Source organism: Pseudomonas sp. UMAB-40 (assembly GCF_900095275.1).
In the GTDB taxonomy this organism is placed as follows: Bacteria; Pseudomonadota; Gammaproteobacteria; order Pseudomonadales; family Pseudomonadaceae; genus Aquipseudomonas; species Aquipseudomonas mandelii_B.
This window is the reverse complement of record NZ_LT607551.1, coordinates 377,711-401,353: the sequence shown is the minus strand read 5'-3', so window position 1 is coordinate 401,353 and position 23,643 is coordinate 377,711. Positions and strand designations below refer to the sequence as shown.

18 protein-coding genes and 1 riboswitch are annotated in these 23,643 nt (G+C 60.7%); of the genes, 4 read left to right on the top strand and 14 right to left on the bottom strand.

Annotated features, from left to right (window positions below; translation table 11 throughout):
• Nucleotides 1-60 precede the first annotated feature (60 nt).
• Entirely contained in the window at nucleotides 61-1,839 is a 1,779-nt protein-coding gene (locus tag K0F88_RS01790; protein ID WP_094469426.1) for a molecular chaperone, read from the top strand.
• Between the two features lie 147 nt (nucleotides 1,840-1,986).
• Here the strand turns inward: K0F88_RS01790 and serB are convergent, their stop codons facing one another.
• A complete protein-coding gene (serB, locus tag K0F88_RS01785) occupies nucleotides 1,987-3,201 on the bottom strand; it encodes a phosphoserine phosphatase SerB (protein WP_054053330.1) in 1,215 nt (404 codons plus the stop codon).
• A gap of 135 nt (nucleotides 3,202-3,336) precedes the next feature.
• Between serB and K0F88_RS01780 the strand changes: the two genes are divergently transcribed.
• Nucleotides 3,337-4,869 (top strand): AhpA/YtjB family protein, encoded by a 1,533-nt coding sequence (locus tag K0F88_RS01780; protein WP_219093586.1) that lies wholly within the window; start codon nucleotides 3,337-3,339, stop codon nucleotides 4,867-4,869.
• Between the two features lie 254 nt (nucleotides 4,870-5,123).
• Here K0F88_RS01780 and K0F88_RS01775 read toward each other — a convergent pair whose 3' ends face one another.
• From K0F88_RS01775 to K0F88_RS01735, 9 genes are all read right to left on the bottom strand, one after another.
• Nucleotides 5,124-5,837 carry a membrane integrity-associated transporter subunit PqiC gene (locus K0F88_RS01775; protein WP_219093583.1) on the bottom strand — a complete coding sequence of 238 codons (714 nt, stop codon included), beginning with the start codon at nucleotides 5,835-5,837 and terminating at the stop codon, nucleotides 5,124-5,126.
• 176 nt (nucleotides 5,838-6,013) lie between these two features.
• Nucleotides 6,014-8,281, bottom strand: coding sequence for a DNA topoisomerase IV subunit A (parC, locus tag K0F88_RS01770; RefSeq protein ID WP_219093580.1), 2,268 nt, complete (start codon nucleotides 8,279-8,281; stop codon nucleotides 6,014-6,016).
• 7 nt (nucleotides 8,282-8,288) lie between these two features.
• The gene (locus K0F88_RS01765; RefSeq protein WP_219093577.1) at nucleotides 8,289-8,813 is read right to left on the bottom strand and encodes a TIGR02281 family clan AA aspartic protease; all 525 of its coding nucleotides are present in this window, start codon (nucleotides 8,811-8,813) and stop codon (nucleotides 8,289-8,291) included.
• Nucleotides 8,810-9,799: an esterase-like activity of phytase family protein gene (locus tag K0F88_RS01760; RefSeq protein ID WP_094469432.1), complete on the bottom strand. Its 990-nt coding sequence runs from the start codon at nucleotides 9,797-9,799 to the stop codon at nucleotides 8,810-8,812. Before K0F88_RS01760 ends, K0F88_RS01765 begins: the two co-directional genes overlap by 4 nt.
• The gene (gene parE, locus K0F88_RS01755) at nucleotides 9,799-11,703 is read right to left on the bottom strand and encodes a DNA topoisomerase IV subunit B (RefSeq protein ID WP_219093574.1); all 1,905 of its coding nucleotides are present in this window, start codon (nucleotides 11,701-11,703) and stop codon (nucleotides 9,799-9,801) included. The genes K0F88_RS01760 and parE overlap by 1 nt, the downstream gene beginning before the upstream one ends.
• A 52-nt stretch (nucleotides 11,704-11,755) precedes the next feature.
• Nucleotides 11,756-12,364 carry a YqiA/YcfP family alpha/beta fold hydrolase gene (locus K0F88_RS01750; protein ID WP_219093571.1) on the bottom strand — a complete coding sequence of 203 codons (609 nt, stop codon included), beginning with the start codon at nucleotides 12,362-12,364 and terminating at the stop codon, nucleotides 11,756-11,758.
• Between the two features lie 675 nt (nucleotides 12,365-13,039).
• On the bottom strand, nucleotides 13,040-13,855 hold the full coding sequence (gene cpdA / locus K0F88_RS01745; protein ID WP_219093568.1) for a 3',5'-cyclic-AMP phosphodiesterase: 816 nt from the start codon (nucleotides 13,853-13,855) through the stop codon (nucleotides 13,040-13,042).
• A gap of 98 nt (nucleotides 13,856-13,953) precedes the next feature.
• Entirely contained in the window at nucleotides 13,954-14,406 is a 453-nt protein-coding gene (locus K0F88_RS01740) for a DUF1249 domain-containing protein (RefSeq protein WP_008153350.1), read from the bottom strand.
• Nucleotides 14,397-15,014, bottom strand: a complete 618-nt coding sequence (locus K0F88_RS01735; RefSeq protein WP_219093566.1) for an NUDIX domain-containing protein — start codon at nucleotides 15,012-15,014, stop codon at nucleotides 14,397-14,399. The genes K0F88_RS01740 and K0F88_RS01735 overlap by 10 nt, the downstream gene beginning before the upstream one ends.
• A gap of 215 nt (nucleotides 15,015-15,229) precedes the next feature.
• Between K0F88_RS01735 and K0F88_RS01730 the strand changes: the two genes are divergently transcribed.
• Nucleotides 15,230-15,976, top strand: coding sequence for an RsiV family protein (locus K0F88_RS01730; protein WP_094469440.1), 747 nt, complete (start codon nucleotides 15,230-15,232; stop codon nucleotides 15,974-15,976).
• On the opposite strand, the gene cytX is transcribed toward K0F88_RS01730, so the two are convergent.
• Entirely contained in the window at nucleotides 15,945-17,237 is a 1,293-nt protein-coding gene (gene cytX / locus K0F88_RS01725; RefSeq protein WP_219093563.1) for a putative hydroxymethylpyrimidine transporter CytX, read from the bottom strand. The genes K0F88_RS01730 and cytX overlap by 32 nt on opposite strands.
• Nucleotides 17,238-17,402: 165 nt before the next feature.
• Nucleotides 17,403-19,292 carry a phosphomethylpyrimidine synthase ThiC gene (gene thiC, locus K0F88_RS01720; protein WP_219093560.1) on the bottom strand — a complete coding sequence of 630 codons (1,890 nt, stop codon included), beginning with the start codon at nucleotides 19,290-19,292 and terminating at the stop codon, nucleotides 17,403-17,405.
• Between the two features lie 168 nt (nucleotides 19,293-19,460).
• Nucleotides 19,461-19,566, bottom strand: a riboswitch (TPP riboswitch).
• A gap of 192 nt (nucleotides 19,567-19,758) precedes the next feature.
• On the opposite strand from thiC, the gene K0F88_RS01715 reads away from it, so the two are divergent.
• Nucleotides 19,759-21,198: a TolC family outer membrane protein gene (locus K0F88_RS01715; RefSeq protein WP_219093558.1), complete on the top strand. Its 1,440-nt coding sequence runs from the start codon at nucleotides 19,759-19,761 to the stop codon at nucleotides 21,196-21,198.
• 191 nt (nucleotides 21,199-21,389) lie between these two features.
• On the opposite strand, the gene waaA is transcribed toward K0F88_RS01715, so the two are convergent.
• Together waaA and K0F88_RS01705 are read right to left on the bottom strand one after the other, a co-directional pair.
• Nucleotides 21,390-22,670, bottom strand: a complete 1,281-nt coding sequence (gene waaA / locus K0F88_RS01710) for a lipid IV(A) 3-deoxy-D-manno-octulosonic acid transferase (protein ID WP_219093555.1) — start codon at nucleotides 22,668-22,670, stop codon at nucleotides 21,390-21,392.
• Entirely contained in the window at nucleotides 22,663-23,583 is a 921-nt protein-coding gene (locus tag K0F88_RS01705) for a LysR family transcriptional regulator (RefSeq protein ID WP_219093552.1), read from the bottom strand. The genes waaA and K0F88_RS01705 overlap by 8 nt, the downstream gene beginning before the upstream one ends.
• Between the last annotated feature and the right edge of the window lie 60 nt (nucleotides 23,584-23,643).

Here is a 23,643-nt window from a genome sequence, read left to right as displayed (position 1 = left end):
CTGTAACTGCTACAGTCAGATCATTCACTGCCCATTTCCCGGTTGGAGTTTTTCTACGGCATGAATGAAACCAGCCCTCACCTGCTGCTACGCGCCCCGATCCCGACGCAGTTGCGCCTGTCGTTCTGTGAACCGACACCACGCGACCTCAAGCGCTGGATCGCCAACCTGCCCAAAGCCAACATCGGTGAAACCGCTCGCCTGCTCTATCAAGGCTTGAGCGAACTCAACCAACTGCTCACCCCCAGCGACAATCGCCTGCAACTGCTCGAACTGTTGCGACCCGAGGTGTATTACGTCTGCAAACACCTGGAACGGCATTTCCTGCACCAGGCGATTGTGCTCGACGAGCGTTCGCGCAAGATCGCCAACCTCTGCCAGGCCCTGCAAAGTCACTTGGCGATTGGTTACAAACAGATTGTCGTGCGCATCACCCCGCGCTTCAGCAAGGATCGAGCATCGCTGCTGACCCAAGCGTTGCAGCGGGCGATTCATTGCCTGAACGGGCCGCTGATTCGCTCGACTCAACTCTATTGCCCGGTACCGGAAGGCCTGTGGCTGGAGCTGCATCAGCTGTATCGGATCGCCTGCGCACTCAAACTTCAGCACCTGAGCCTGCGCGATGAACTGGCCAGCCAGACCAAAACCCTGAGCATCGAAGAGACTTACGTGACCGCCCTGCTGCTAGGCGCCTCACGCTGCAATCAACTGCGCCAGAGCCAGATCGCCCGGCTCGCCGAGGTACTGGAGCCCTGGAGCCAATGGATAAAGTTGCAATCCGGCCAACCCGTAGACGGCTTGTTTGCCGTCGCGCCGGACCTCGATACCGGGCCGCGCTATCGTTCGAAGTTCAGGGCCGAGCAGCAGGCCGGTTTGCTGGGGATTGATCCGCAGCCCCTGGTCGCCGCCATCGAAGCACATCTGCAAGGCAATGACGGCACGCCGCCGCTGCCCGTGCCGACCGGGCTCAGCCTGGATACGCTGCAACACCTGCACGCCGCCTGGGGTCAAGCGGCTGAGCGCAGTTTTCAACGCACAGTCGGCCAAGGCACCTTGACCTTGTGCGTGGGCATGAGCGCATTGCACTTCTACCTGGGCGGGGAACGTTCGTTCAGCGATATTCTGAAAAACCCCGGCACCCGACTCGCGCAGTTCTCGGCAGCGTCCCCGACGAACCAGGGAAAGGACCAATGGCACCAGGCGTTCGACGCCGCCCCCCATGGCAGCGCCGATACCCTGCTGCCCTACGAAGAAATTGAATACCCGCACCTTCAGAACGACGACAGCCAGGAAGCGGCCGATAGCAATCGGCACTTTCCGACCTACGCCCTGCCGGTCATCAACCACAGTCCCGGCGGTTATTGCCTGGCGTGGCCCAACGCGGTGCCCGCCGAGTTACAGGCTGGCGAGATGGTCGGCATTCAGGATTCTGCCAATCAGGGCTGGAGTATTGCGGTGGTGCGCTGGATTCGTCAGGTGCGGGGCGGCGGGACGCAGATGGGGATCGAGCAGGTCGCGCCCTACGCCGAGCCTTGCGGGTTGCAACTGGTGCGAACGCGGGACGACCACAGTCAATATCTGCGTGGCCTGTTGTTGCCGGAAATCAGCGCCATCGACCTGCCCGCCACGTTGCTCGCCCCGCGCCTGCCCTTTCAGGAAGGCAGCAAAGTGCTGATCAACACCAACGGCCAGGAACGCCGCGCCGGGCTTGATCGGCGGGTGGCGAGCACCAACAGCTTCAATCAGTTTGCCTATCGTTCGCTGGAGGCGACCAAGAACGACAACGCCGCGGGGAGCGGCGTCGAGGAGGATTTTGATTCGTTGTGGAAATCGCTTTGAGGGTGATTCCAATACCTGTGGCGAGGGAGCTTGCTCCCGTATGGACTGCGTAGCAGTCCTTTTTTGGGGCCGCTTCGCAGCCCAGCGGGACGGTGCGGCGATCCGACAAGCTCCCTCGCCACAAGAGCCTTTCAGCCCTGAGGAAACTCAGAGCTGTCCGTCGCGATCCCGAAAACCCAGCAGATACAGCACACCATCCAGCCCAAGGGTGGAAATTGCCTGCTTTGCCGACTGCTTCACCAGCGGTTTGGCCCGGAACGCCACGCCCAGGCCGGCAATTGCCAGCATCGGCAAATCGTTGGCACCGTCGCCGACCGCAATGGTCTGCTCCAGGCGCAAACCTTCCTTGTGCGCCAGCTCCTTCAGCAGATCCGCCTTGCGCTGCGCATCGACAATCGGCTCGACCGCCACGCCGGTAACCTTGCCGTCGACCACTTCCAGCTCGTTGGCAAATACATAGTCGATGCCCAACTTGGCCTGCAATTGCTTGGCGAAGTAGGTAAAGCCGCCGGACAGAATCGCGGTCTTGTAGCCCAGGCGCTTGAGTTCGGCAAACAGGGTTTCGGCGCCTTCAGTCAGACGCAGCGAAGCGCCGATCGAGTCCAGCACGCTGACGTCCAGCCCCTTGAGCAAGGCCAGGCGCTCCTTGAAGCTCGCGCGAAAATCCAGTTCACCGGCCATCGCTCGCTCGGTGATTTCAGACACCTGGTCACCCACGCCCGCTGCCTTGGCCAGTTCGTCGATGACTTCGGCTTCGATCAGCGTCGAGTCCATGTCAAACACCGCCAGGCGACGGTTACGGCGGAACAGCGAATCTTCCTGGAAGGCGATGTCGACGTTCAGTTCCTGGGCGACGCTGAGGAATTCAGCTCGCAGCGCCTGCGGATCAGCCGCTTCGCCGCGCACGGAAAACTCGATGCAGCCCTTGCCCTTGTCGGCCGGGGTGTCCAGCGGCATGCGCCCGGACAAACGATCGATGTGATCGATGTTCAGGCCATATTTGGCGGTGATCGAGCTCACGGCCTGCAATTGCCCGGCGGTCACTTTGCGGGTCAACAGCGTCACGATGTGGCGCTTTTTGCCCTGATTGCCGACCCACTGCTGGTAATCCTCTTCGGACACCGGAGTGAAACGCACCTGCTGGTCGAGCTCGTAACCCTTGAACAGGATGTCCTTGAGCACCGACTTGCCTTGCTCGGTATCAGGAATTTCAACCAGGATGCCGAACGACAGGGTGTCGTGGATCACCGCCTGACCGATGTCGAGAATGTTCACACCACCCTGGGCCAGAACGCCGGTAATGGCCGCAGTCAGACCCGGTCGGTCGACTCCCGTGATGTTTATCAGGACGATTTCGCGCAAGGCGCACCCCCGCAAGTGGAAAAAAACCGCATTCTACCCACTTTCAGTGACCATCGGGCACCGTGAGCGCTTTGCCGGTCTAGGGCCTGTCGCTATACTGCGCGTCAACTTCACGGACAAAAGAGCCGAGCTCAAGTGAACCGGCCCACGCCAGTAAAAACCGATAACTTCTTTCTGCTGATCTTCCGTGCACTGCGCCACCGCCGTGTACCGATTGCATTGCGCATCGCCAGCCATAACGTGATCCTGGTCGCTCTGGCCCTGGTGATCTACGCCTGCGTGATGGGTTTGCAGTTCAAGCAGGCCATGCATGAGCAGGCCGATGCGCTGGGCGAAAGCCTGACCACGCAGACCGCCACCTCCGCCACGGAGCTGTTGGTGTCCAACGACATCCTCAGCCTCAACGTGCTGCTCAATAACCTGACCAAAAACAAGCTGGTGGCCCACGCCGCCATCTACAGCGTGGATAACCGCATCCTCGCCGAAGCCGGTCAGCGTCCAAAGCACAGCCTGCTGGGCGAAGCCGAGGGCATGTACCAGAGCAAGATCACGTTCCAGGACGTGACCGCCGGCCAGCTGCGCATCAGCCTGGACATGGATCAGTTCCAGCAGCCGATGACCATCAGCCTGCAAAGCATGGGCATTTTGAGTGCGATTCTGCTGGCCCTGTCCCTGGCCTTGAGCCTGCGCCTGGGCCGGCACATTTCCACGCCGCTGCTGCAACTGCGCGTGTGGCTGCGCAATATCGACGAATACACCCCGGCCACCGAGCGCCAGGACGAGATCGGCGACCTGGCCCGTCAGCTGCACGCCAACTTCGCGCCGGAGCCGGCCGAACCGGAAGCTGTGCCTGAGCCGGAATACGACGACAGCGACTACGAAGACGCCGACGATAACGAGCCGTCCTTCGAAGTGCGCAACCTGCGGGATCCGAGTTTCGACGAAAGCAAGCCTGTGGCCGGCCTCAAGCCTGCGCCACGGCGCAGTGTCAGCACCGTTGAAGACGACGATGACGACGATGCGTTTGCTGACTTGCGTGATGAATCGGCCGACGCTGCGCCTAAACCGATCGCTAAACCGGTGATTTCGAACGTACCACAGCACAGCGCCGTACTGGCCGTGCAACTGGGCGCTCAAGATCAACTGCGTCGTCTGCCTCGCACACGCCTGGAAGAACTGCTGAAACGCTATCGCGATTGCCTCGATCAGGCGGCTTCGCTCTATCAGAGCGAACTGCACACCCTGAACGATGGCAGCACGCTGATGCTGTTCCACACCGAAGACAGCGGCGACGATTACCTGACGAACGCGATCTGCTGCGGTGAGTTGCTGCGAGCCTTGGGCCATCAGTTGCAGATCGAAGTGGCGGACAGCGGCATCACCCTGCAATTGCAGCTGGGCCTGACGCTGGGTGATGAGCTATACGGTCTGAGCCAGATCGACCTGCTGCTGACCGAAGCCGCTCAGGATGCCCTGGCCTTGTCGCAACACAGCCGCAACCTGCTGCTGGTGGAGCGCAAGATCAGTGACGACGCGCTGATCCGTCAGCGTGCACGGATCCGCCCGATTGCCAGCCCTGAGGGTGCATGCTGTGTGGAGCGGTTGATGGAGCCTTATCCGTCGATGCTGGAACGGCAACTGGCGCGGATGCATGAGCGTCGGGCGTAGATCCTAACCCCCGCTATAAAAGAAGCCCGCAGATGAGTGATTGTCTGCGGGCTTTTTGTTGCCTGTTCTGGCCTCATCGCGAGCAAGCTCGCTCCCACAGGGTTCCTTAGTGGACATATTCTTTGTGAACACCAGAGGGTCCTTGTGGGAGCGAGCTTGCTCGCGATGAGGCCAGAACAGGCAGCGGAGATCTCCAACCTCCAGAAACAACAAAGCCCGCATCGCGGCGGGCTTTGTGTTGAATCAATCCAGGCTTAGAACCTGAACACTTCCATATCGGTGCGGATCGGCGAAGCCATCGGGATCTTCGGCTGTTTCTCTTGCTCTGCTGCGGGAGCCACGGGCTTCGGAGCAGGCTTTTTTGGTGCTTCGGCAATGGGTGGCTGGTTAGCCAGTGGCTTGAGCGCCACCGACAACTGCTCGGCCAGACGCTGCAGCAATACGCCCTGAGCCTGAACCTGAGCCGCTGTGCCGCCTGCGTGCTGTTCCTGCAGGTGAATGATGCGGTTATCGCGAACCTGGCCACGACGGTCAATCAGACGCCATTGCGCATCCAGGATCGCCGGTTGCGATTCGCCCGAGTCCAGGCGAGTAATCGTCAGCAGCACCTGAACGTCCGGTGTGAAGCCCAATGTCGCAGGCGCCAGCACCACGCGTTGGCTGTCCAGATGACCCGCTACCTGACGCAGCAGCAGCTGATCGATGTCGGAAGACAGGCTTCCCGCCCAACGACCGTCAGGAGACGCTTGCAGGCTACCATCGGGCTGTCGCTGCAACAGGGTTTCGCGTTGCAGGTAATCCGCAACCGTTACCGGGCCCAGCAGAACCGCCATGCCCGCGCTTTGCGCAGGCTGAGCCGGACTTCCGCTGTCCAGCTGATACAGCGACACCGGTTGGTGAACGCTGCAACCCGCCAGGCCAAGAACGCCAGCGAGCATCAAAATAAAAGGAAGGCGCAGAGCAGTCATCGTCCCATCCAGGTGGTTGCCACAAGGCTAACCACAGTGAAAATACTCAATAAATATGAAGAACGCTCGGCCACGCCGGCGCTTGAAAGGCCATATCATCCGTGAATATGCGTTCCGACTCCAGCGGCAAAGCGTCGATCTACGCGTTAAATCGTAGATCGAGCGCTCTAGGACGCTTAATTGAGGTTTTCGACGAGCAGCGCATCGACCCGCTGGAAGCCACGTGGCAGTTTGTTACCACGACGCCCACGCTCACCTTTGTAGTGTTCGAGGTCGTCCGCTTTCAGCGACAACGTACGTTTTCCGGCCTGCAACACCAACGTGGCGCCATCCGGCAGTACGGCGATGTCCGTGACATATTCTTCGCGGCTGGCCACACGCTCACCGTTGATCCCGATGATCTTGTTGCCTTTGCCCTTACCTAATTGTGGCAGATCACTGATCTTGAAGATCAGCAGGCGACCTTCGGTGGTCACCGACGCTAGCCAATTGTTCTCGCGATCCGTCACCGGGCGCGGAAGAATGACCTTCGAATTGTTCGGCAAGCTCAACAACGCCTTGCCAGCCTTGTTCTTGGCTTGCAGGTCTTCACCCTTGACCACGAAGCCGTATCCGGCGTCGGAGGCGATCACGTACAGCGAATCGTCTTCCGGCATCAGCACGCACTCGAAACTCGCCCCTGGCGGCGGCGTCAGACGGCCGGTCAACGGCTCGCCCTGGCCACGGGCCGATGGCAGCGTGTGGGCGGCCACCGAATAACTGCGACCGGTGGAGTCGATAAACACCGCAAACTGGTTGGAGCGACCCGGCGCCAACGCCTTGAAACCATCCCCGGCCTTGTAGGAAAGCCCGGTGGCGTCGATCTCGTGGCCTTTGGCAGAACGCACCCAGCCTTTTTCCGACAGCACGACAGTCACTTTCTCGTTCGGCAGCAGATCGTGCTCGGTCAGGGCCTTGGCTTCGGTGCGCTCGACGATGGGCGAACGACGGTCGTCGCCGTAGGTTTCGGCGTCCTTGATCAGTTCGGTACGCACCAGCTTTTTCAACTTGGCTTCGCTGCTCAGCAGGGCTTGCAGCTTGGCTTGTTCCTTGAGCAATTCATCCTGCTCGGCCCGCAGCTTCATCTCTTCCAGTCGCGCCAACTGACGCAAACGGGTGTCGAGGATGTAGTCGGCCTGGATTTCGCTCAGGGCGAACCGTGCGATCAGCGCGGCCTTCGGGTGCTCCTCGGTGCGGATGATGTGAATCACTTCATCCAGGTTGAGGTAGGCAATCAACAAACCGTCCAACAGGTGCAGGCGACGCTCGACCTTGTCGAGGCGGAACTGAAGGCGACGACGCACGGTTTGAACGCGGAATTCCAGCCATTCCACCAGCAGCGCGCGCAGGTTCTTCAGCTGCGGCTTGCCGTCCAGGCCGATGATGTTGATGTTGACCCGGTAGCTCGACTCCAGCTCGGTGCTGGCGAACAGGTGTTGCATCAGTGCATCGTGGTCAAAGTTTTTCCGCGCGCCCGGAATGATCACGATCCGGCATGGGTTCTCGTGGTCGGATTCATCGCGCAGGTCTGCGATCTGCGGGGCCTTGGACGGTTTGGTCTGCATCATGGCTGCGATCTGCTCCAGCACCTTGGCGCCCGAGACCTGATGCGGCAACGCGGTGACGATGATGTCGCCGTCTTCGATGTGGTACACGGCGCGCATGCGCACCGAACCCTTGCCGGTCTCGTACATTTTCAGCAGATCGGCGCGGGGCGTGATGATTTCCGCTTCGGTCGGGTAATCCGGGCCCTGGATGTGCTCGCAAAGCTGTTCGACCGTGGCTTTGGGTTCATCGAGCAAGCGCACGCAGGCTGTCGCGACTTCGCGCAGGTTGTGCGGCGGTACGTCGGTGGCCATGCCCACGGCGATGCCGGTGGTACCGTTGAGCAAGATGTTCGGCAAACGTGCCGGCAACACCAGCGGCTCGTCGAGTGTACCGTCGAAGTTCGGGCCCCAGTCCGCCGTGCCCTGGCCCAGCTCGCTGAGCAGCACTTCGGAATAACGCGACAGCCGCGCCTCGGTGTAACGCATGGCGGCGAAGGACTTGGGATCATCCGGCGCACCCCAGTTACCCTGGCCGTCGACCAGCGTGTAGCGGTAGCTGAACGGCTGGGCCATCAGGACCATGGCTTCGTAGCAGGCCGAATCGCCGTGCGGGTGGAATTTACCGAGCACGTCACCGACGGTACGCGCCGATTTCTTGTGCTTGGAATCGGCGTCCAGCCCCAACTCGCTCATCGCATAGATGATGCGCCGCTGTACCGGTTTCAGGCCGTCGCCGATATGCGGCAAGGCACGGTCCATGATCACGTACATGGAGTAGTTGAGGTAGGCATTTTCGGTGAAGTCAGCCAGTGACCGGCGTTCTACACCGTCCAGGCTGAGATCAAGGGAGTCGCTCATGCGGGCCTCATCGGTTCGTTGTCTGGCGCAGCAGCATGGTGCCACCGCGCTGGGTAAATTCAAGTTTGTTCAGCGCACTCATACCGAGCAGCACTTGCTTGCCATCCAGGCCTGGCACGACGATGGCGCGCACATCACGCAGCACAATGTCGCCCAGTTGCAGCCGGTCGACGCGGGTTCGATAACCCTCGGTACGACCGTTGGCGGTGCTCAGGGTCACCCCGAAGCCTTGTTCCAGTTTCAGCCCTTCGGCCATTTGCGCCGGGATTGCCACATCGGTTGCCCCGGTATCGAGCATGAAATCCACCGGCTGACCATTGATCTGGCCGCTGGCGACGAAGTGTCCCTGGGTGTTGCTGGCCAGCTTCACTTCAATAAAACCTTCGCCCTGCTCCGAGGTGACGACCACATTGGGATTTTGCTGCCGATCCTCCCACTGGCCGAAAAACCGCGTCGCCAGAAACAGCGCCGCGCACCAGGCCAGCACCATGAACACCCGGCCGGCGCGCTTTCCCGGCGTTTGCTGGCTCACGGCTTGGCACTCCAACCACCTTCAGGCGCGGCGAAGCGCCAGACGACCGGGCGAACCTCGCCATCGGCGCGAACATCGTTGTTGTTGTCGGTGCCAACCCAGGCCCCCTCGGCGTCGACAATCAACGCTTCAGTCAGACCAAACGGATTTTGATAGCGGCGGTGTTCCTGCAAGGCTTCATCGGCAAACGACCAGCAGCGCTCGACCTTAGCCGTCACCGGATCGCGGCGGCAGATCTGGTAAGCGTTGCGTTCAAGGGTAAACAGCTTGCCGTTGAACAGCGATACATCGGCAAAGTCCCGAGTCACGGCTTTGGCTCGTGGAAACTGTGCCGGCTGCATTTCTTTCCCCGCTTCGCTCAGCAGTACGCAACCACCGTCGCAATCCCACACCGTCTGTTTGCGCTTGATCAGCAACAAGCCACGGCTTTGACGCTCGGCGGCGAGCCACAATTGATCGCCCGCCGGATTGATCGCCAGGCCCTCGAACAGCGCATTGAACTGCAACAGCATGCCGCTGGCCCGGGCTTCGCGAACCAGCATCGGCGAGATCTTGAGCCAGGACGACGGCCCAACGGGCGGTACTTGCAGGATCGCTGCATGGGACTCGCTGACGATGTAGCGATTACCGGCGCTGTCGCAGGTAATGCCTTCAAAATCCAGGTCCCCGCCCCGAACAAACGCCGCGACCCAGGCCCGCGAACGCAACCCCCAGGGCAAACCGCTGTCCGGCACTGGAGGCACGCCGATGGCCACGGTTTCGGCCTGCCAGACCGTGTCGCGGGTATCGAGACGGTAGATCTGGTCATCGTCGCGATCGGAGACCGTCCACAAGTCTTTGCCGCACTGGGCCAGCCCCGACAGATTGCCGCCGCGCATACCGTCGACGGGATGCTCGGACAACAGGCGCAACTCCGGTGCCGGTTCGGCAAACGCCGAAACGGAGGTCAGAAGTAACGCACACGCCAGGGCAAAGCCAACCCGCATCAGCCAAGAACCTCGGCGAGGTTGCCTTTGGATTCCAGCCAGGATTTACGGTCACCGGCGCGTTTTTTCGCCAGCAACATGTCCATCATTTCCGAAGTCGCTTCGAAATCGTCCAGCGTCAACTGCACCAGACGCCGAGTGTTCGGGTCCATGGTGGTTTCGCGCAGCTGCGGCGGGTTCATTTCACCCAGGCCTTTGAATCGGGTGACCTGTGGCTTACCGCGTTTCTTCTCGGCCACCAGGCGATCGAGAATGCCATCGCGCTCGGCTTCGTCCAGGGCGTAGTAAATCTCTTTGCCCAAGTCGATGCGGTACAGCGGCGGCATCGCGACATAAACGTGACCGGCATCCACCAACGGACGGAAATGCTGGACGAACAAGGCGCAAAGCAAGGTGGCGATGTGCAAGCCGTCGGAGTCGGCGTCGGCGAGGATGCAGATCTTGCCGTAACGCAGCTGGGCGATGTCCGCCGAGCCCGGATCGACACCAATGGCCACGGCGATGTTGTGCACTTCCTGACTGGCCAGCACTTCGCTGCCGTCGACTTCCCAGGTGTTCAGAATCTTGCCGCGCAACGGCAGGATTGCCTGGAATTCTTTGTCCCGCGCTTGTTTGGCCGAACCGCCGGCGGAATCACCTTCCACCAGAAACAGTTCGGAACGCATCGGGTCCTGCCCGGCGCAGTCGGCAAGCTTGCCCGGCAGTGCCGGACCGGCGGTGATGCGCTTGCGCTCGACCTTCTTGCTGGCCTTGAGACGACGACCGGCGTTGTTGATCGCCAGTTCCGCCAACAGCATGCCGGTTTCCGGGTGGGCGTTGAGCCACAGGCTGAATGCATCCTTGACCACACCGGACACGAACGCCGCCGCTTCACGGGAGGACAAACGCTCCTTGGTCTGGCCGGAGAATTGCGGTTCCTGCATTTTCATCGACAGCACGAAAGCGATGCGTTCCCAGACGTCTTCCGGCGCCAGCTTCACACCGCGCGGCAGCAGGCTGCGGAATTCGCAGAACTCGCGCATCGCATCGAGCAAGCCCTGACGCAGCCCGTTGACGTGGGTACCGCCCTGCGCCGTCGGAATCAGGTTGACGTAGCTTTCCTGCAAGCTGTCGCCACCTTCCGGCAACCACAGCAGCGCCCAATCGACCGCTTCCTTGTTACCGGCCAGGCTGCCGCAGAACGGCTCGTCCGGCAGGCGTTCGAATTCGCTGACAGCGTCGACCAGATAGGAGCGCAGGCCGTCTTCGTAATGCCATTCGACTTTCTCGCCGGTGGCCTTGTCTTCAAAACTGACCAGCAGCCCCGGGCACAGAACGGCCTTGGCCTTGAGCACGTGCTTGAGGCGGCTGATGGAGAATTTCGGTGAATCGAAGTACTTCGGGTCCGGGGCGAAGAACACGCTGGTGCCGGTGTTGCGCTTGCCAACGGTGCCGATCACTTCCAGCTCGGTTTTCTTGTAACCGTCGGCGAACGTCATCTGGTATTCGTTGCCGTCACGCTTCACGCGCACCCGGACTTCGTTCGACAAGGCGTTGACCACCGAAATACCCACCCCGTGCAGACCGCCGGAGAACTGATAGTTCTTGTTGGAAAACTTGCCACCCGCATGAAGCTTGGTGAGGATCAGCTCGACGCCCGACACGCCTTCTTCGGCGTGAATATCCACCGGCATGCCGCGGCCGTCATCGCTGACTTCCAGGGAGTGATCGGCGTGCAGGATGACCTGCACCGAGGTCGCGTGCCCGGCCAAGGCTTCGTCGACGCTGTTGTCGATGACTTCCTGGGCGAGGTGGTTCGGCCGACTGGTGTCGGTGTACATGCCGGGGCGTTTGCGCACCGGGTCGAGGCCCGAGAGGACTTCGATGGCGTCTGCGTTATAAGAGCTAGCGCTGGGAGTGGCCATGGGGTCTCGTCGTCCGCCTGTAAAAAGTGTTCTGTGAAAAAGAGGCGACGACTCACAGTGCAGTGAAATCGATCGCCTGATACAAATCTGCGCCGATACCGGCAAAACTCAGCATTGCCGGCAGTTGCGCGGCAAAACCCTGGAAACTATGGTCGCCGCCGGCCTGGATGCGCAAGGCACAGGCGCGGTAATACTGCTGGGCGAGGCGATAGTCCAGCGTTTCGTCGCCGGTCTGCAACCACACCTGATACCGCTGCGGATCCTGGGGCGCCGGCACTTCCAGCTCGGCCAGGGCCGTCACATGGTCGTGGGTCAATTCCCAGGCCTCATCGGTATACAGGTTTTTCTGCGTCCCCAGATACCCGTCGAACATCCGGTGCGGACTGACGGCAGGGTTGATCAACAGAGCCTTGAGGCCATGGCGCTCGGCCAAGTGAGTCGCATAGTAGCCGCCGAGTGAGCTGCCGACCAGCAGTGGCCGCCCCAGCGCTTCAATCGCCTTGTTCAGCTGACCGATGGCCTCACGCGGGTGGTGATGCAGGGCCGGGACGCGCAACTGATCGCTCAAACCCAGCCGGTCCATCACTTGCATCAACTGCGTGGCCTTTTTTGACGAAGGCGCGCTGTTGAAACCGTGGATATAAAGGATCGAACCAGACATTTGAACTCCCTGTGCGTCGGGTAAAGAAGGCGGAGTTTACAGGGAGTCGGGGGGATCGGGGATATCCTCGGGATTACAGGCGCCTGAACTGACGCTATCGCGAGCAAGCTCGCTCCCACAGGTGACCGAATTGTCCAGCCGGACGCGGCCCACTGTGGGAGCGAGCTTGCTCCGGGCGGCGTTCCGACGATGAACGATAACGCGGTCTATCTGAAAAAATTACGCTGGATCGACGTTATCCAGCCGGCTTTCGGGCCGCCATCGCTGGCAAGCCAGCTCCCACAAGGGGACGGCGTACACCGTTCGCTCTTCACCACTCAATAGGTCGAGCGTTAGCTCGCCTGCTCTTGATCTTGATCCACCCGCCCCGTCGGGAGGCTGAGTGGAGGTGTTCATCCGGGGAGTGGCGCGTAGCGCCGTTCGACGCAGTCGAACACGCTGCATGTAGGTCGTCGCGAAGCAGACCGGAGGGCAGTGTCCCCGGATGGATACCGGAGCGAGGGAACGCCGAGCCTAGGCGAGGGGCCGGACGTTTGGGGCGAGCCTTTTTGGGTACTTTTTTGGCGTTTGAAAAAAGTGCCTCGCCGTAAGGGCGAAACCGCCAGCAGCCGTTACCGCAGAAATGGATATATACCCCGTCAACCACAACATGGTCGGCCCGTAGGCCGCCAAGTGTCAGTAGCCGTTGGAGCCGTAATCAACCCGAAAGTCGAACCCGGTGACCCGCTCAACGCCAGTTTCAATCCGCCCATCCGGCAACAACCGCAACCACCGATACCCCGGCGCCTGCTCCCCGACCTTGAAATCATCACTCCCAGGCTCAAACTGAATGCACGTCGAAGGCGAAGCAATCAACCGCACCCCATTGCGCTCCTGATCAACCTCCTGATGCACATGCCCCCACAAAACAGCACGCACCTGCGGAAAGCGATCCAGCACAGCAAACAAAGCCTCTGGATTGCGCAAGCCAATAGGTTCCATCCACGCACAACCAATCGACACAGGATGATGGTGAAAACACACCAGATGATGCCGCTCCGGCGCCTCACTCAACGAACGCGCCAGCAACTGCAACTGCTCATCCTGCAAATACCCCGGCACCGACCCCGGCACCGCCGAATCCAGCAAAGTCACCCGCCAGTTACCGACATCCACCACCGGCTCCAGCAGCGCACTCTGCACCGCCGCCTCAGCCATGATCCGCGGCTCATCATGATTGCCAGGAATCCAGCGCGCCGGCGCATCAAGCTGTCGGGTCAGGTCACGAAACAACTGATACGACTCCAGCGTCCCGTCCTGAGACAGATCACCACTGGCAACGATCAGATCAATCTGCGGCTGCTGAACACGCACCAGCTCAATGACCTTTTGCAGGCTGTCCCGGGTATTCATGCCCAGCAACGTCCCGTCCACTTCGGCAAACAGATGACTGTCGGACAGTTGCACCAGCAACGCCGGATCGGCGGTGGTCAAAGTGGATACGCTCGGCAAGGCGTTCTCCCAGGCTGAATCACGGGATTGGATGAGTGCCGCAATTATGCTGGGGGACGATCAAAAGGGGAAACCTGCGAACCTGACACAGTTCACATCTATCGAACGACAGCGTACTCATGCCCACACGCCAGACAATGGCTCAGCCATTCACCCAGGAACATATTCAACTGGGCCTTTTCATCCGGCTGATGCATTGAGGCATTCGGGTAAGGATAGATGCCACGAAAGCGTCGCGCATGTTCGGCGCTGACCACTTCGGCCATGCACGCATCGTGATAGACCTGCACTTCCAGTTGCGGTACCGGCAGCCACGGCAGGCTGTGTTCCTGGCGCACTTGCAGGGTCGTGGTGTACGGACAGACCTGCAGCACTTCGAGGGCCAGTACGCCGAGCATCTGGTCGCCGTGGGTCACGGCAATTCGCCGCGCCTCGGGTTCGTTGCGCATGTCCGGCAGCAGTCGCATAAGGCGCGCGTAGTTGGCCTCGCAAGAGGCCTGCAGCCCCACGAGGTCCACCCTGTAACGATCGCGCAGCTTGTTTACGACCATAGCCCCCTCACTTCAGCGCGGTTCAAAGCTAACCATTGCAAGGCAATGATGCTGGCCGCGTTGGCAATTCGTCCGTCGCGGACGGCCTGCAGGGCATCTTCGAACGCCCAGACCGTGACGCGGATATCTTCTGCTTCTTCCTCCAGCCCATGCAGGCCGCCGACTCCGGTGCTGTCGCAACGCCCCAGGTACAAGTGCACAAATTCGTTGCTGCCGCCCGGCGATGGAAAGTATTTGGTCATCGGCCAGAGCGCCCCGAACACAAGCCCAGCTTCCTCCTGCGCCTCGCGGTGAGCAACTTCTTCCGGTACTTCATCCTTGTCGATCAGACCGGCGACCAGCTCGATCAGCCACGGGGTGTCGGTCTTGCCCATCGCGCCAACGCGAAACTGCTCGATCAGCACCACTTCATCGCGTTGCGGATCGTAGGGCAACACGCACACCGCATCATGGCGAACAAACACTTCACGATTGATCTCGCGACTCATGCCACCGGCAAACAACTCATGGCGCAAGTGCACACGATCGAGCTTGTAAAAGCCCTCGTAGCACTTTTCGCGCCGAACGATATCAACGGCGGTCGGAATGGCGTTGGCAAAATCAGTCATGACAATCCTCGTTTACTGCAAATCCATGAAGAGGCTCCAACCTCAACTTCGCGCCATCCTAACGCGCTCGCGCCGTTTGATGCAGCCCCTTTCCCATCAGCGAGATAGACGGTGAGGGCGAAACCAACTCTAATTAGCTTAGTGGCGAACTGACTGCTTCGTTGAGAGTCGAAGCGGATAACTTTTTGCCTTTCCCTGTTTTATGAAGGACGCCCATGTCGCTTTTTAAAATCGTTTCCGTGGCCGCAATCGCCCTGACCCTGGGCGCCTGCCAGAGCTTGTTCCAACCCAACTACCGGGCGCCGCTGGAAACCACCCGCGACGCCACCGAAACGCTGAAACCGGGTTGCACGACACCTGACTGCCCGCTGGTGAACATCGATACGCTGCGCTTCCCGGCCGAGCCTCAACTTGACGGTATTGTCGAAAAGCGCCTGCTGCAGATGACCCGCACTTCGCCCGATGCCCCTGCGGCACCGACGCTGACGGCCTATCGCGATGAGTTTTTGCGCACCGCCGGCCCGCGCTACAGCAGCTACCTGCAAGCCAAAGTACGTGAGCAGCATGACGGCTTGGTGATCGTCGAGTTTTCCAGCTACCTGGACACTGGCGGCGCGCATGGCACGCCGGGCCGCAGCTTCATCAACTATTCGCGCCAGCAGCATAAAGTGCTGACCTTGTCCGACATGTTGGTACCGGGGCAGGAAGAGGCGTTCTGGAAAGCCGCGCAAGTGGCGCACAACAGCTGGCTGATCAGCACCAAGCTCGATCAGGAACCGGATTTCCTGAAGGAATGGCATTTCCAGAAAACCCAGAACGTGGCGCTGACCTACGGCGGGGTGATCCTCAAGTACGAAACCAGCACCATCGCGCCTTACGCGCTGGGCCACGTCGAACTGAAGATCCCCTACCCACGCCTGAACGGCATTCTCAAGCCCGAGCTGTTTCCCGGCCGTAACTGAAGGCCCGGCCCAGCACCAGCTGGAGCAGCCCTGCCAGAATCAACGACGGCAGGGTTGCGCCGATGTCCGGATACAGATTCGCCAACAAGTGATAAGTGCTCACCCCGCCCAACCAGGCGAGCAGCGCCGGCCAGCGCAATGCGGCTGACGCCACTTGAGCACTGCGTTTGCGCAGGATGAAGTGATCCACCAGCACCACGCCGAACAGCGGCGCAAACACCGAGCCGATCAACAGCAGAAAGTTCTGGTACTGGGCCAACGGCGCCAGGCACGCGATCAATGTGCAGATCACGCCAATCGCCAAGGCCAGATGCTCGACTTTCAAGCGCAACAGAATCCCGCTGGAAACCGCCGCCGAGTGAATGTCCGCAAAAGCGTTTTCCGACTCGTCCAGCAGAATCAGCAACAGCGGAATCCCCAAGCCAGCACCGGCCAATGCCAACAGCAAGGCATTCACTTCACCGCTCGGCGCGAACGCCAGGGTGTAGGCGACGCCGAGGCTCATCAGCCAGAAGTTGCCGATAAAGAAGCCAATCGCTGTACCGCCGAACACGTTTTTCGCACGCTTGCCGAAACGCGAGTAGTCGGCAATCAGCGGCAGCCACGACAGCGGCATCGCAATCGCGATATCAAAGCCCACGGCGAACGGCATCGAACCGTCACCGGCCTGAGCCCACAACGCGGTCAGATCGGCTTTGGCGAACAGGTTCCAGGTCAGCCAGATGCACGCGGCCAGCAGCAGCCAGATACCCCACTTGCGCAGGATCTGACGGACAAAAGTCAGCGGACCGCTGACGGCCAGCAAGGTCGCCAAACCACCAAAAAATACGGTCCAGAGCAGCGGGTTCGACAGCAGGCTGCCTTCGCTGAACGCCCGCGCACCCAGCAAGCTGGCGGCGTCGCGCATCACGATGATTTCGAACGAACCCCAACCGATCAGCTGCAGCAGGTTCAGCACGGCCGGCAGGCTCGCGCCGCGTTTGCCGAGGCTGAGTTTGAGCGCGGCCATCGACGACAGGCCGGTGTCGCTGCCGATCACGCCGACAGCGGCCAGCAGCAGAACGCCGACCAGTGTGCCGAGAAAAATCGCCAGCAACGAGCCGGACAGGCCAAGACCTGGTGCGAGCAAGGCGCCGGTCTGCAGCACCATCAGGCCGATGCCGAGGGAGAACCACAGGGAAAACAGATCGCGACCGCCGAAGACACGTTTGTCGATTGGCACCGCGATGTCAGGGGAATAAGTGCTGGGTTGAATGCTCAAGGGTGTTATCTCAGAGGGACATTTTTTGTTGTGTTGACCGCTATCGCGGGCAAGCCCGCTCCCACAGGTATCGTGTCGATCACAAACTCTGTGTCCGACACAAATCCTGTGGGGGCAGGCTTGCCCGCGATGGGGCCCTTTCAAGCCCCACCTTTTCAGGTCAGATCAAACCTTCTTGTACAGCTGACTGCCTTCCTGCTTGAACCGCTCAGCCTGGTCCGCCAATCCCTGGGCGACTTCGGCGTCGACGGTTTCGATGCGCTGGTTGGCCGCGTATTCGCGGACTTCCTGGGTGATCTTCATCGAACAGAATTTCGGCCCGCACATCGAACAGAAATGCGCGACCTTGGCCGAATCCTTCGGCAACGTCTCGTCGTGATATGAACGCGCGGTGTCGGGATCAAGGCCCAGGTTGAACTGGTCTTCCCAACGGAATTCGAAACGCGCCTTGCTCAAGGCATTGTCGCGGATCTGCGCGCCCGGATGCCCTTTGGCCAGATCGGCGGCATGCGCGGCGATCTTGTAGGTGATGATCCCGGTCTTCACGTCATCCTTGTTCGGCAGGCCCAAGTGTTCCTTCGGCGTGACGTAGCACAGCATCGCGCAACCGAACCAGCCGATCATCGCCGCACCGATACCCGAGGTGATGTGGTCGTAGCCCGGCGCAATGTCGGTGGTCAGCGGGCCAAGGGTGTAGAACGGCGCCTCGTCGCAGCACTCGAGCTGCTTGTCCATGTTCTCTTTGATCAACTGCATCGGCACGTGGCCCGGGCCTTCGATCATGCATTGCACGTCGTGCTTCCACGCGATCTTGGTCAGCTCGCCGAGGGTTTCCAGCTCACCGAATTGCGCGGCGTCGTTGGCGTCGGCAATCGAGCCCGGACGCAGGCCATCGCCCAGCGAGAAGCTGACGTCGTAGGCCTTCATGATTTCGCAGATGTCTTCGAAATGGGTGTAGAGGAAGTTCTCTTTGTGATGCGCCAGGCACCACTTGGCCATGATCGAACCACCACGGGACACGATGCCGGTGACGCGCTTGGCGGTCAGCGGCACGTAGCGCAGCAACACGCCGGCGTGGATGGTGAAGTAATCGACGCCCTGCTCGGCCTGTTCGATCAGCGTGTCGCGGAACAGCTCCCAGGTCAGGTCTTCGGCCGCGCCGCCGACTTTTTCCAGGGCCTGATAAATCGGTACGGTACCGATCGGCACCGGCGAGTTGCGGATGATCCACTCGCGGGTTTCGTGAATGTGCTTGCCGGTGGACAGGTCCATGACCGTGTCCGAACCCCAGCGAATGCCCCAGGTCAGTTTCGCCACTTCTTCTTCGATGGACGAACCCAGTGCGCTGTTGCCGATGTTGCCGTTGATCTTCACCAGGAAGTTACGGCCGATGATCATCGGTTCCAGTTCGGTGTGGTTGATGTTGGCCGGGATGATCGCGCGACCACGGGCGATCTCGTCACGGACGAATTCGGGGGTGATGATTTTCGGCACGCTGGCGCCGAAGCTGTGACCGGCGTGTTGCTGGTCCAGCAGCCCGGCAGCGCGAGCCACTTCGAGCTTCATGTTTTCGCGAATGGCGACGTATTCCATCTCGGCGGTGATGATGCCTTGGCGGGCGTAGTGCATCTGGCTGACGTTGGCCCCGGCCTTGGCGCGGCGCGGGTTGTTGACGTGGGCAAAACGCAGCTTGGTCAGTTCGGCGTCGGCGAGGCGTTCCTGGCCGAAGTTCGAGCTCAGGCCGGGCAGGCGCTCGGTGTCGCCACGGGATTCGATCCACGGCGAACGCACATCGGCCAGGCCTTTGCGCACGTCGATGATGACGTTGGGGTCGGTGTACGGGCCCGAGGTGTCGTACACAACGACAGGCGCGTTGATCTCGCCGCCGAAGTCGGTCGGGGTCACGTCGAGGCTGATTTCGCGCATCGGCACGAGGATGTCCGGGCGAGAACCCTGGACATAGATTTTTTGCGAGCGGGTAAACGGCTGAACCGATTGTTGATCGACTTGGGCCGAGTCACTCAGGTTCGTAGTGTTTTTTAGTTTTATCGTCATCACGGGCTCTCCAGACAGCATCCAGGCAGTGGAATTTTGTCGGAGCGAACCTGTAACGAATGGACGCGACCAATCAGCCATAACGAAGCCGTTGGTGCTGTGCTCAGTGCTCGAGGGGTGTTCGATTGTCGAACAACATCCCGGACGAAGCACAAGAGGACTCGCCGGGTGACGAGAAATCTTGTTCCCTACGCAGGCGCTAACCTGATCAGGTTCAACGGGATCCGAAATTATTCGATCTCAGCCTCATAGCAAGGCACCCCGACAAGAACCCGGCCAGTCTAGACACAACTGGCAAAGAACGCCAACACCGCGGTAAACACCATGATGAATGGCGCAATTACAGGATTGTTGCCATCGTTGCGCACAACTACACTCGCTACGCCGTGCCGCGCCTTGACGCTGTATGGGCCGCGCCGTAGCCTTGGCGCTCAAATTATCAGCGTAATTTTCTAGGGATCGTCAAATGCTGCGCAAACTCTCACTGGCCCTTGCCGTGTCTTGTGCGTCCAATGGAATGGCATGGGCAGCAGAAGCGCCCTTATCGACAAAAACCGATCTGGTCAGCGTCTACCAGGAAGCGGTGGACAACAACGCCGACCTGGCTGCCGCCCGCGCTCAATATGGCGCCCAGAAAGAAGTCGTGCCCCAGGCCCGCGCCGGGCTGCTGCCAAACCTGTCGGGCGGCGCCGAACTGAACAACGTGCGCACCTCGATCGATCAGCCTGCGACCACGATCAACCGCAATGCGCATTCGTATCAGGCTACTCTGGCGCAGCCACTGTTCCGAGCTGATCGCTGGTTCCAGTTCCAGGCTGCCAAAGACGTCAACGAGCAGGCCGCGCTGCAACTCTCGGCCACCGAACAGAACCTCATTCTGCAGACCGCTGAAAACTACTTCAACGTGCTGCGCACCCAGGACAACCTGGCCTCGACCAAGGCCGAGGAAGCGGCATTCAAACGCCAGCTCGACCAGTCCAACGAGCGCTTCGATGTCGGCCTGTCGGACAAGACCGACGTGCTGCAATCGCAAGCCAGTTACGACACCGCACGGGCCAACCGGATAGTTGCGCAGCGCCAGGTGGATGACGCGTTCGAAGCGCTGATCACCCTGACCAATCGTCAGTACAACTCGATCCAGGGCATCGTCCACACACTGCCGATCCTGCCGCCAGCACCGAATGATGCCAAGGCCTGGGTCGAAACCGCCGCCAAGCAGAACCTGAATTTGCTGGCCAGCAACTACGCCGTCAGTGCCGCCGAAGAAACCCTCAAGCAGCGCAAGGCCGGTCATGCGCCGACCCTGGATGCCGTGGCGAAGTACCAGAAAGGTGACAACGACGCCCTGGGGTTCAGCAACCCGACCATCTCCGGCCCGGCTTATAAAGGCAACGTCGACCAAACGTCCGTGGGATTGCAACTGAACATCCCGATCTACAGTGGCGGTCTGATCAATTCCCAGGTGCGCCAATCGTATGCGCAACTGGACCAGTCCGAGCAGCAACGTGAATCCCTGCGCCGGCAAATCGTGGAAAGCACCCGCAACCTGCACCGGGCGGTGAACACCGACGTCGAGCAGGTGCAGGCGCGCAAGCAGTCGATCATCTCCAACCAGAGCGCGGTGGAAGCGACTGAAATCGGTTATCAGGTCGGCACGCGAAACATCGTCGACGTGTTGGATGCCCAGCGTCAGCTGTACACCTCGGTGCGCGACTACAACAACACCCGCTACGATTACATCCTCGACAACCTGCGCTTGAAGCAGGCCGCCGGCACATTGAACCCGGGGGATTTGCAGGACCTGGCGCGCTATCTCAAGGCCGACTACAACCCGGACAAGGACTTCCTGCCACCGGACCTGGCCAAGGCTGCGGCGGCGCAGTTGAAGGCAAATCCAACGCAGTAAAAACCAGCTCTGTGGCGAGGGAGCTTGCTTCCGCTGGGCAGCGAAGCGACCCCAAATCCTGAGCAAGCGGTCTGCCAGACAGACCGCATTGGTTGATTTTACGTCTGCTACGCAGTCGAACGGGGCGAAGCGGCGTTCCGACAGGCCCCCTCGCCACAGAAGCCCCTCGCCACAATGGATCTATGGCGGATTCAAGATTTGTCGATCAATCGACCAAGCCCATCCAGCAACCGCTGCAACGCACCTTGATTGGTACGCATCACCCTCAACCCCGCCTCCGCCATTCGCTGCGCATCGCGCGGCAATTCGAACAGCCGCTGCACCGCCAGCGCCAGGCCTTCTGCATCCTCCACCTCCTGCAACGCCCCGGCGCTGCGCAATTGCGCGGCGATTTCGAGGAAGTTGAACAGGTGCGGGCCGCTCAGCACCGGTTTGGCCAGCGCCGCCGGTTCCAGCAGGTTATGCCCGCCGTTTGGCACCAGGCTGCCGCCGACAAACGCGCTGTCCGCCAAGGCATAAAGAAACAACAACTCACCCATGGTGTCGCCCAGCAACACCGACGTATTCGCCGTGACCGGCTCGCCGGAAGAACGACGCACCGTGGCGAAACCCTGCTGCTGGCACAACTCGAACACCGGGTTGAAACGCTCTGGATGACGCGGCACCAGAATCAGCAACGTATCGGGATGATGGGCCAACAACTGACGATGGGCCGCCAGCACCACTTCGTCTTCACCTTCGTGAGTACTCGCGGCGATCCACACCGGGCGTTCCTGCGCCTGCCATTGCGCGCGCAATTCGGTGGCGCGCAGAAGCAATTGCGGATCGATGGTCAGGTCAAACTTGATCGAGCCGGTCACTTCGACGGTGTCCGCACGCGCACCCAGGTTACGGAAGCGCTGAGCCTCGGCTTCGGTCTGCACCGCGAACAGGCTCATCTCCACCAGCATCGGCTGGGTGAGTTTTCGGAAGCGGCCATAGCCCTTGGCGGAGCGTTCGGACAATCGCGCATTGGCCAACGCCACCGGAATCCCGCGTTTGGCGCACTGATGGATGTGGTTCGGCCAGAGTTCGGTTTCCATGATGACCGCCAGTTTCGGCTGGACCCGATCAAGAAACCGTGCCGCCGCGCACGGCAAGTCGTAAGGCAAATAGCAGTGCTGGATGCGCGGCTCGTTGGCAAACAGGGCATGGATGCGCTCCGAACCGGTCGGGGTCATGCAGGTCACGGTAATTGGCAGCTGTGGATGACGTTGCAGCAGGGCGCGAATCATCGGCGCTGCGGCAATGCTCTCGCCCACGGATACTGCGTGCACCCAGATGCCCCCCGGCTTCATCGTCGGCAGGCCGAGGGAGAAGCGTTCGCCAATGCGTTTGGCATACGCCGGCGCCTTGCGCGAACGCAGCCACAGCCGAATCGCCACCAATGGCAGCCCCAGGTAAAACAGCGCGGTGTAGAGAGTTCTATTCATGGCGGCGGAGTTTATCGGTTTTTTCACCGATCGCCTGCAAGTGCACGGCAAAACGTTCTGCCAGCCAGCGAGCCGCCGGGCCGAGGGGTTCGTCGCGGCGCCAGACCAGTTCCACAACCAGCGCCGGCGGGGTCCATTCGCTGTCCAGTTCGACCATCAGGTCCTGATACGCCGGGTACTGCACCACGTGCCGCGGCAGCCAGGCCCAGCCGAGGCCGCGCACCAGCCATTCGGCCATCACGTAAAAGCTGTCGGCCCGCCAGACCTGCGGGCTGGCGGGTTCACTGCCGGGATAGACGCTGGACTGCGTGGACATCAGCAACTGGCGGTGCCGTGCCAGTTGCTGACAATCAACCTGCGCCTGTTTCGCCAATGGGTGGCCGACGCCGCACACGGTGAGCATCTCAACGCTGCCGAGCACGCGACGCTCAAGCGCTTCGGGGATCTGGTCGTGATAAAACAGCAGCCCCAGGTCGGCCCGACGCTCGACCAGTTTGCGCGCCACATCACCTTGAGCGGCGCTGGTCAGTTGCACTTCAAGGCTGGGGAATTTGTCCGCCAGAGCTGCAAAGCTTTCGATGATCGGCTGATAGGGCATCGCCTCATCCTGAGCCACCCGCAAACGCGCTTCCTGACCGCGCATCATCGCCAGCGCCCGGCCGTTCAGGCGTTCGCACTGACGCAAGACTTCCCGCGCCTCTTCCAGCAAGGCATTGCCGGCCTCGGTGAGTTTCGGCTGACGGCCGCTGCTGCGGTCGAACAGGCTGACGCCGAGGTCTTCCTCCAGCAGCGCAATCGAACTGCTGACCGCCGACTGCGCCTTGCGCTGATCCCGCGCTACGGCAGAAAACGAACGCTGCTCCGCTACGCTGACAAACAAGCGCAGCTGCTCCAGATTCCATTGCATGTTCATGAGGCAACCCATCTTCAGAACAGATAGGTAATGACTTTACCGCATCTGGAGAATCTCTAG

Coding starts and splice junctions, on each gene's coding strand:
- K0F88_RS01790 (WP_094469426.1), top strand. CDS start 61: ATGAATGAAACCAGCCCTCACCTGCTGCTACGCGCCCCGATCCCGACG.
- K0F88_RS01775 (WP_219093583.1), bottom strand. CDS start 5,837: ATGACTGCTCTGCGCCTTCCTTTTATTTTGATGCTCGCTGGCGTTCTT.
- parC (WP_219093580.1), bottom strand. CDS start 8,281: ATGAGCGACTCCCTTGATCTCAGCCTGGACGGTGTAGAACGCCGGTCA.
- K0F88_RS01760 (WP_094469432.1), bottom strand. CDS start 9,799: ATGCGGGTTGGCTTTGCCCTGGCGTGTGCGTTACTTCTGACCTCCGTT.
- parE (WP_219093574.1), bottom strand. CDS start 11,703: ATGGCCACTCCCAGCGCTAGCTCTTATAACGCAGACGCCATCGAAGTC.
- K0F88_RS01750 (WP_219093571.1), bottom strand. CDS start 12,364: ATGTCTGGTTCGATCCTTTATATCCACGGTTTCAACAGCGCGCCTTCG.
- K0F88_RS01740 (WP_008153350.1), bottom strand. CDS start 14,406: ATGGTCGTAAACAAGCTGCGCGATCGTTACAGGGTGGACCTCGTGGGG.
- K0F88_RS01735 (WP_219093566.1), bottom strand. CDS start 15,014: ATGACTGATTTTGCCAACGCCATTCCGACCGCCGTTGATATCGTTCGG.
- K0F88_RS01730 (WP_094469440.1), top strand. CDS start 15,230: ATGTCGCTTTTTAAAATCGTTTCCGTGGCCGCAATCGCCCTGACCCTG.
- thiC (WP_219093560.1), bottom strand. CDS start 19,292: ATGACGATAAAACTAAAAAACACTACGAACCTGAGTGACTCGGCCCAA.
- K0F88_RS01715 (WP_219093558.1), top strand. CDS start 19,759: ATGCTGCGCAAACTCTCACTGGCCCTTGCCGTGTCTTGTGCGTCCAAT.
- waaA (WP_219093555.1), bottom strand. CDS start 22,670: ATGAATAGAACTCTCTACACCGCGCTGTTTTACCTGGGGCTGCCATTG.
- K0F88_RS01705 (WP_219093552.1), bottom strand. CDS start 23,583: ATGAACATGCAATGGAATCTGGAGCAGCTGCGCTTGTTTGTCAGCGTA.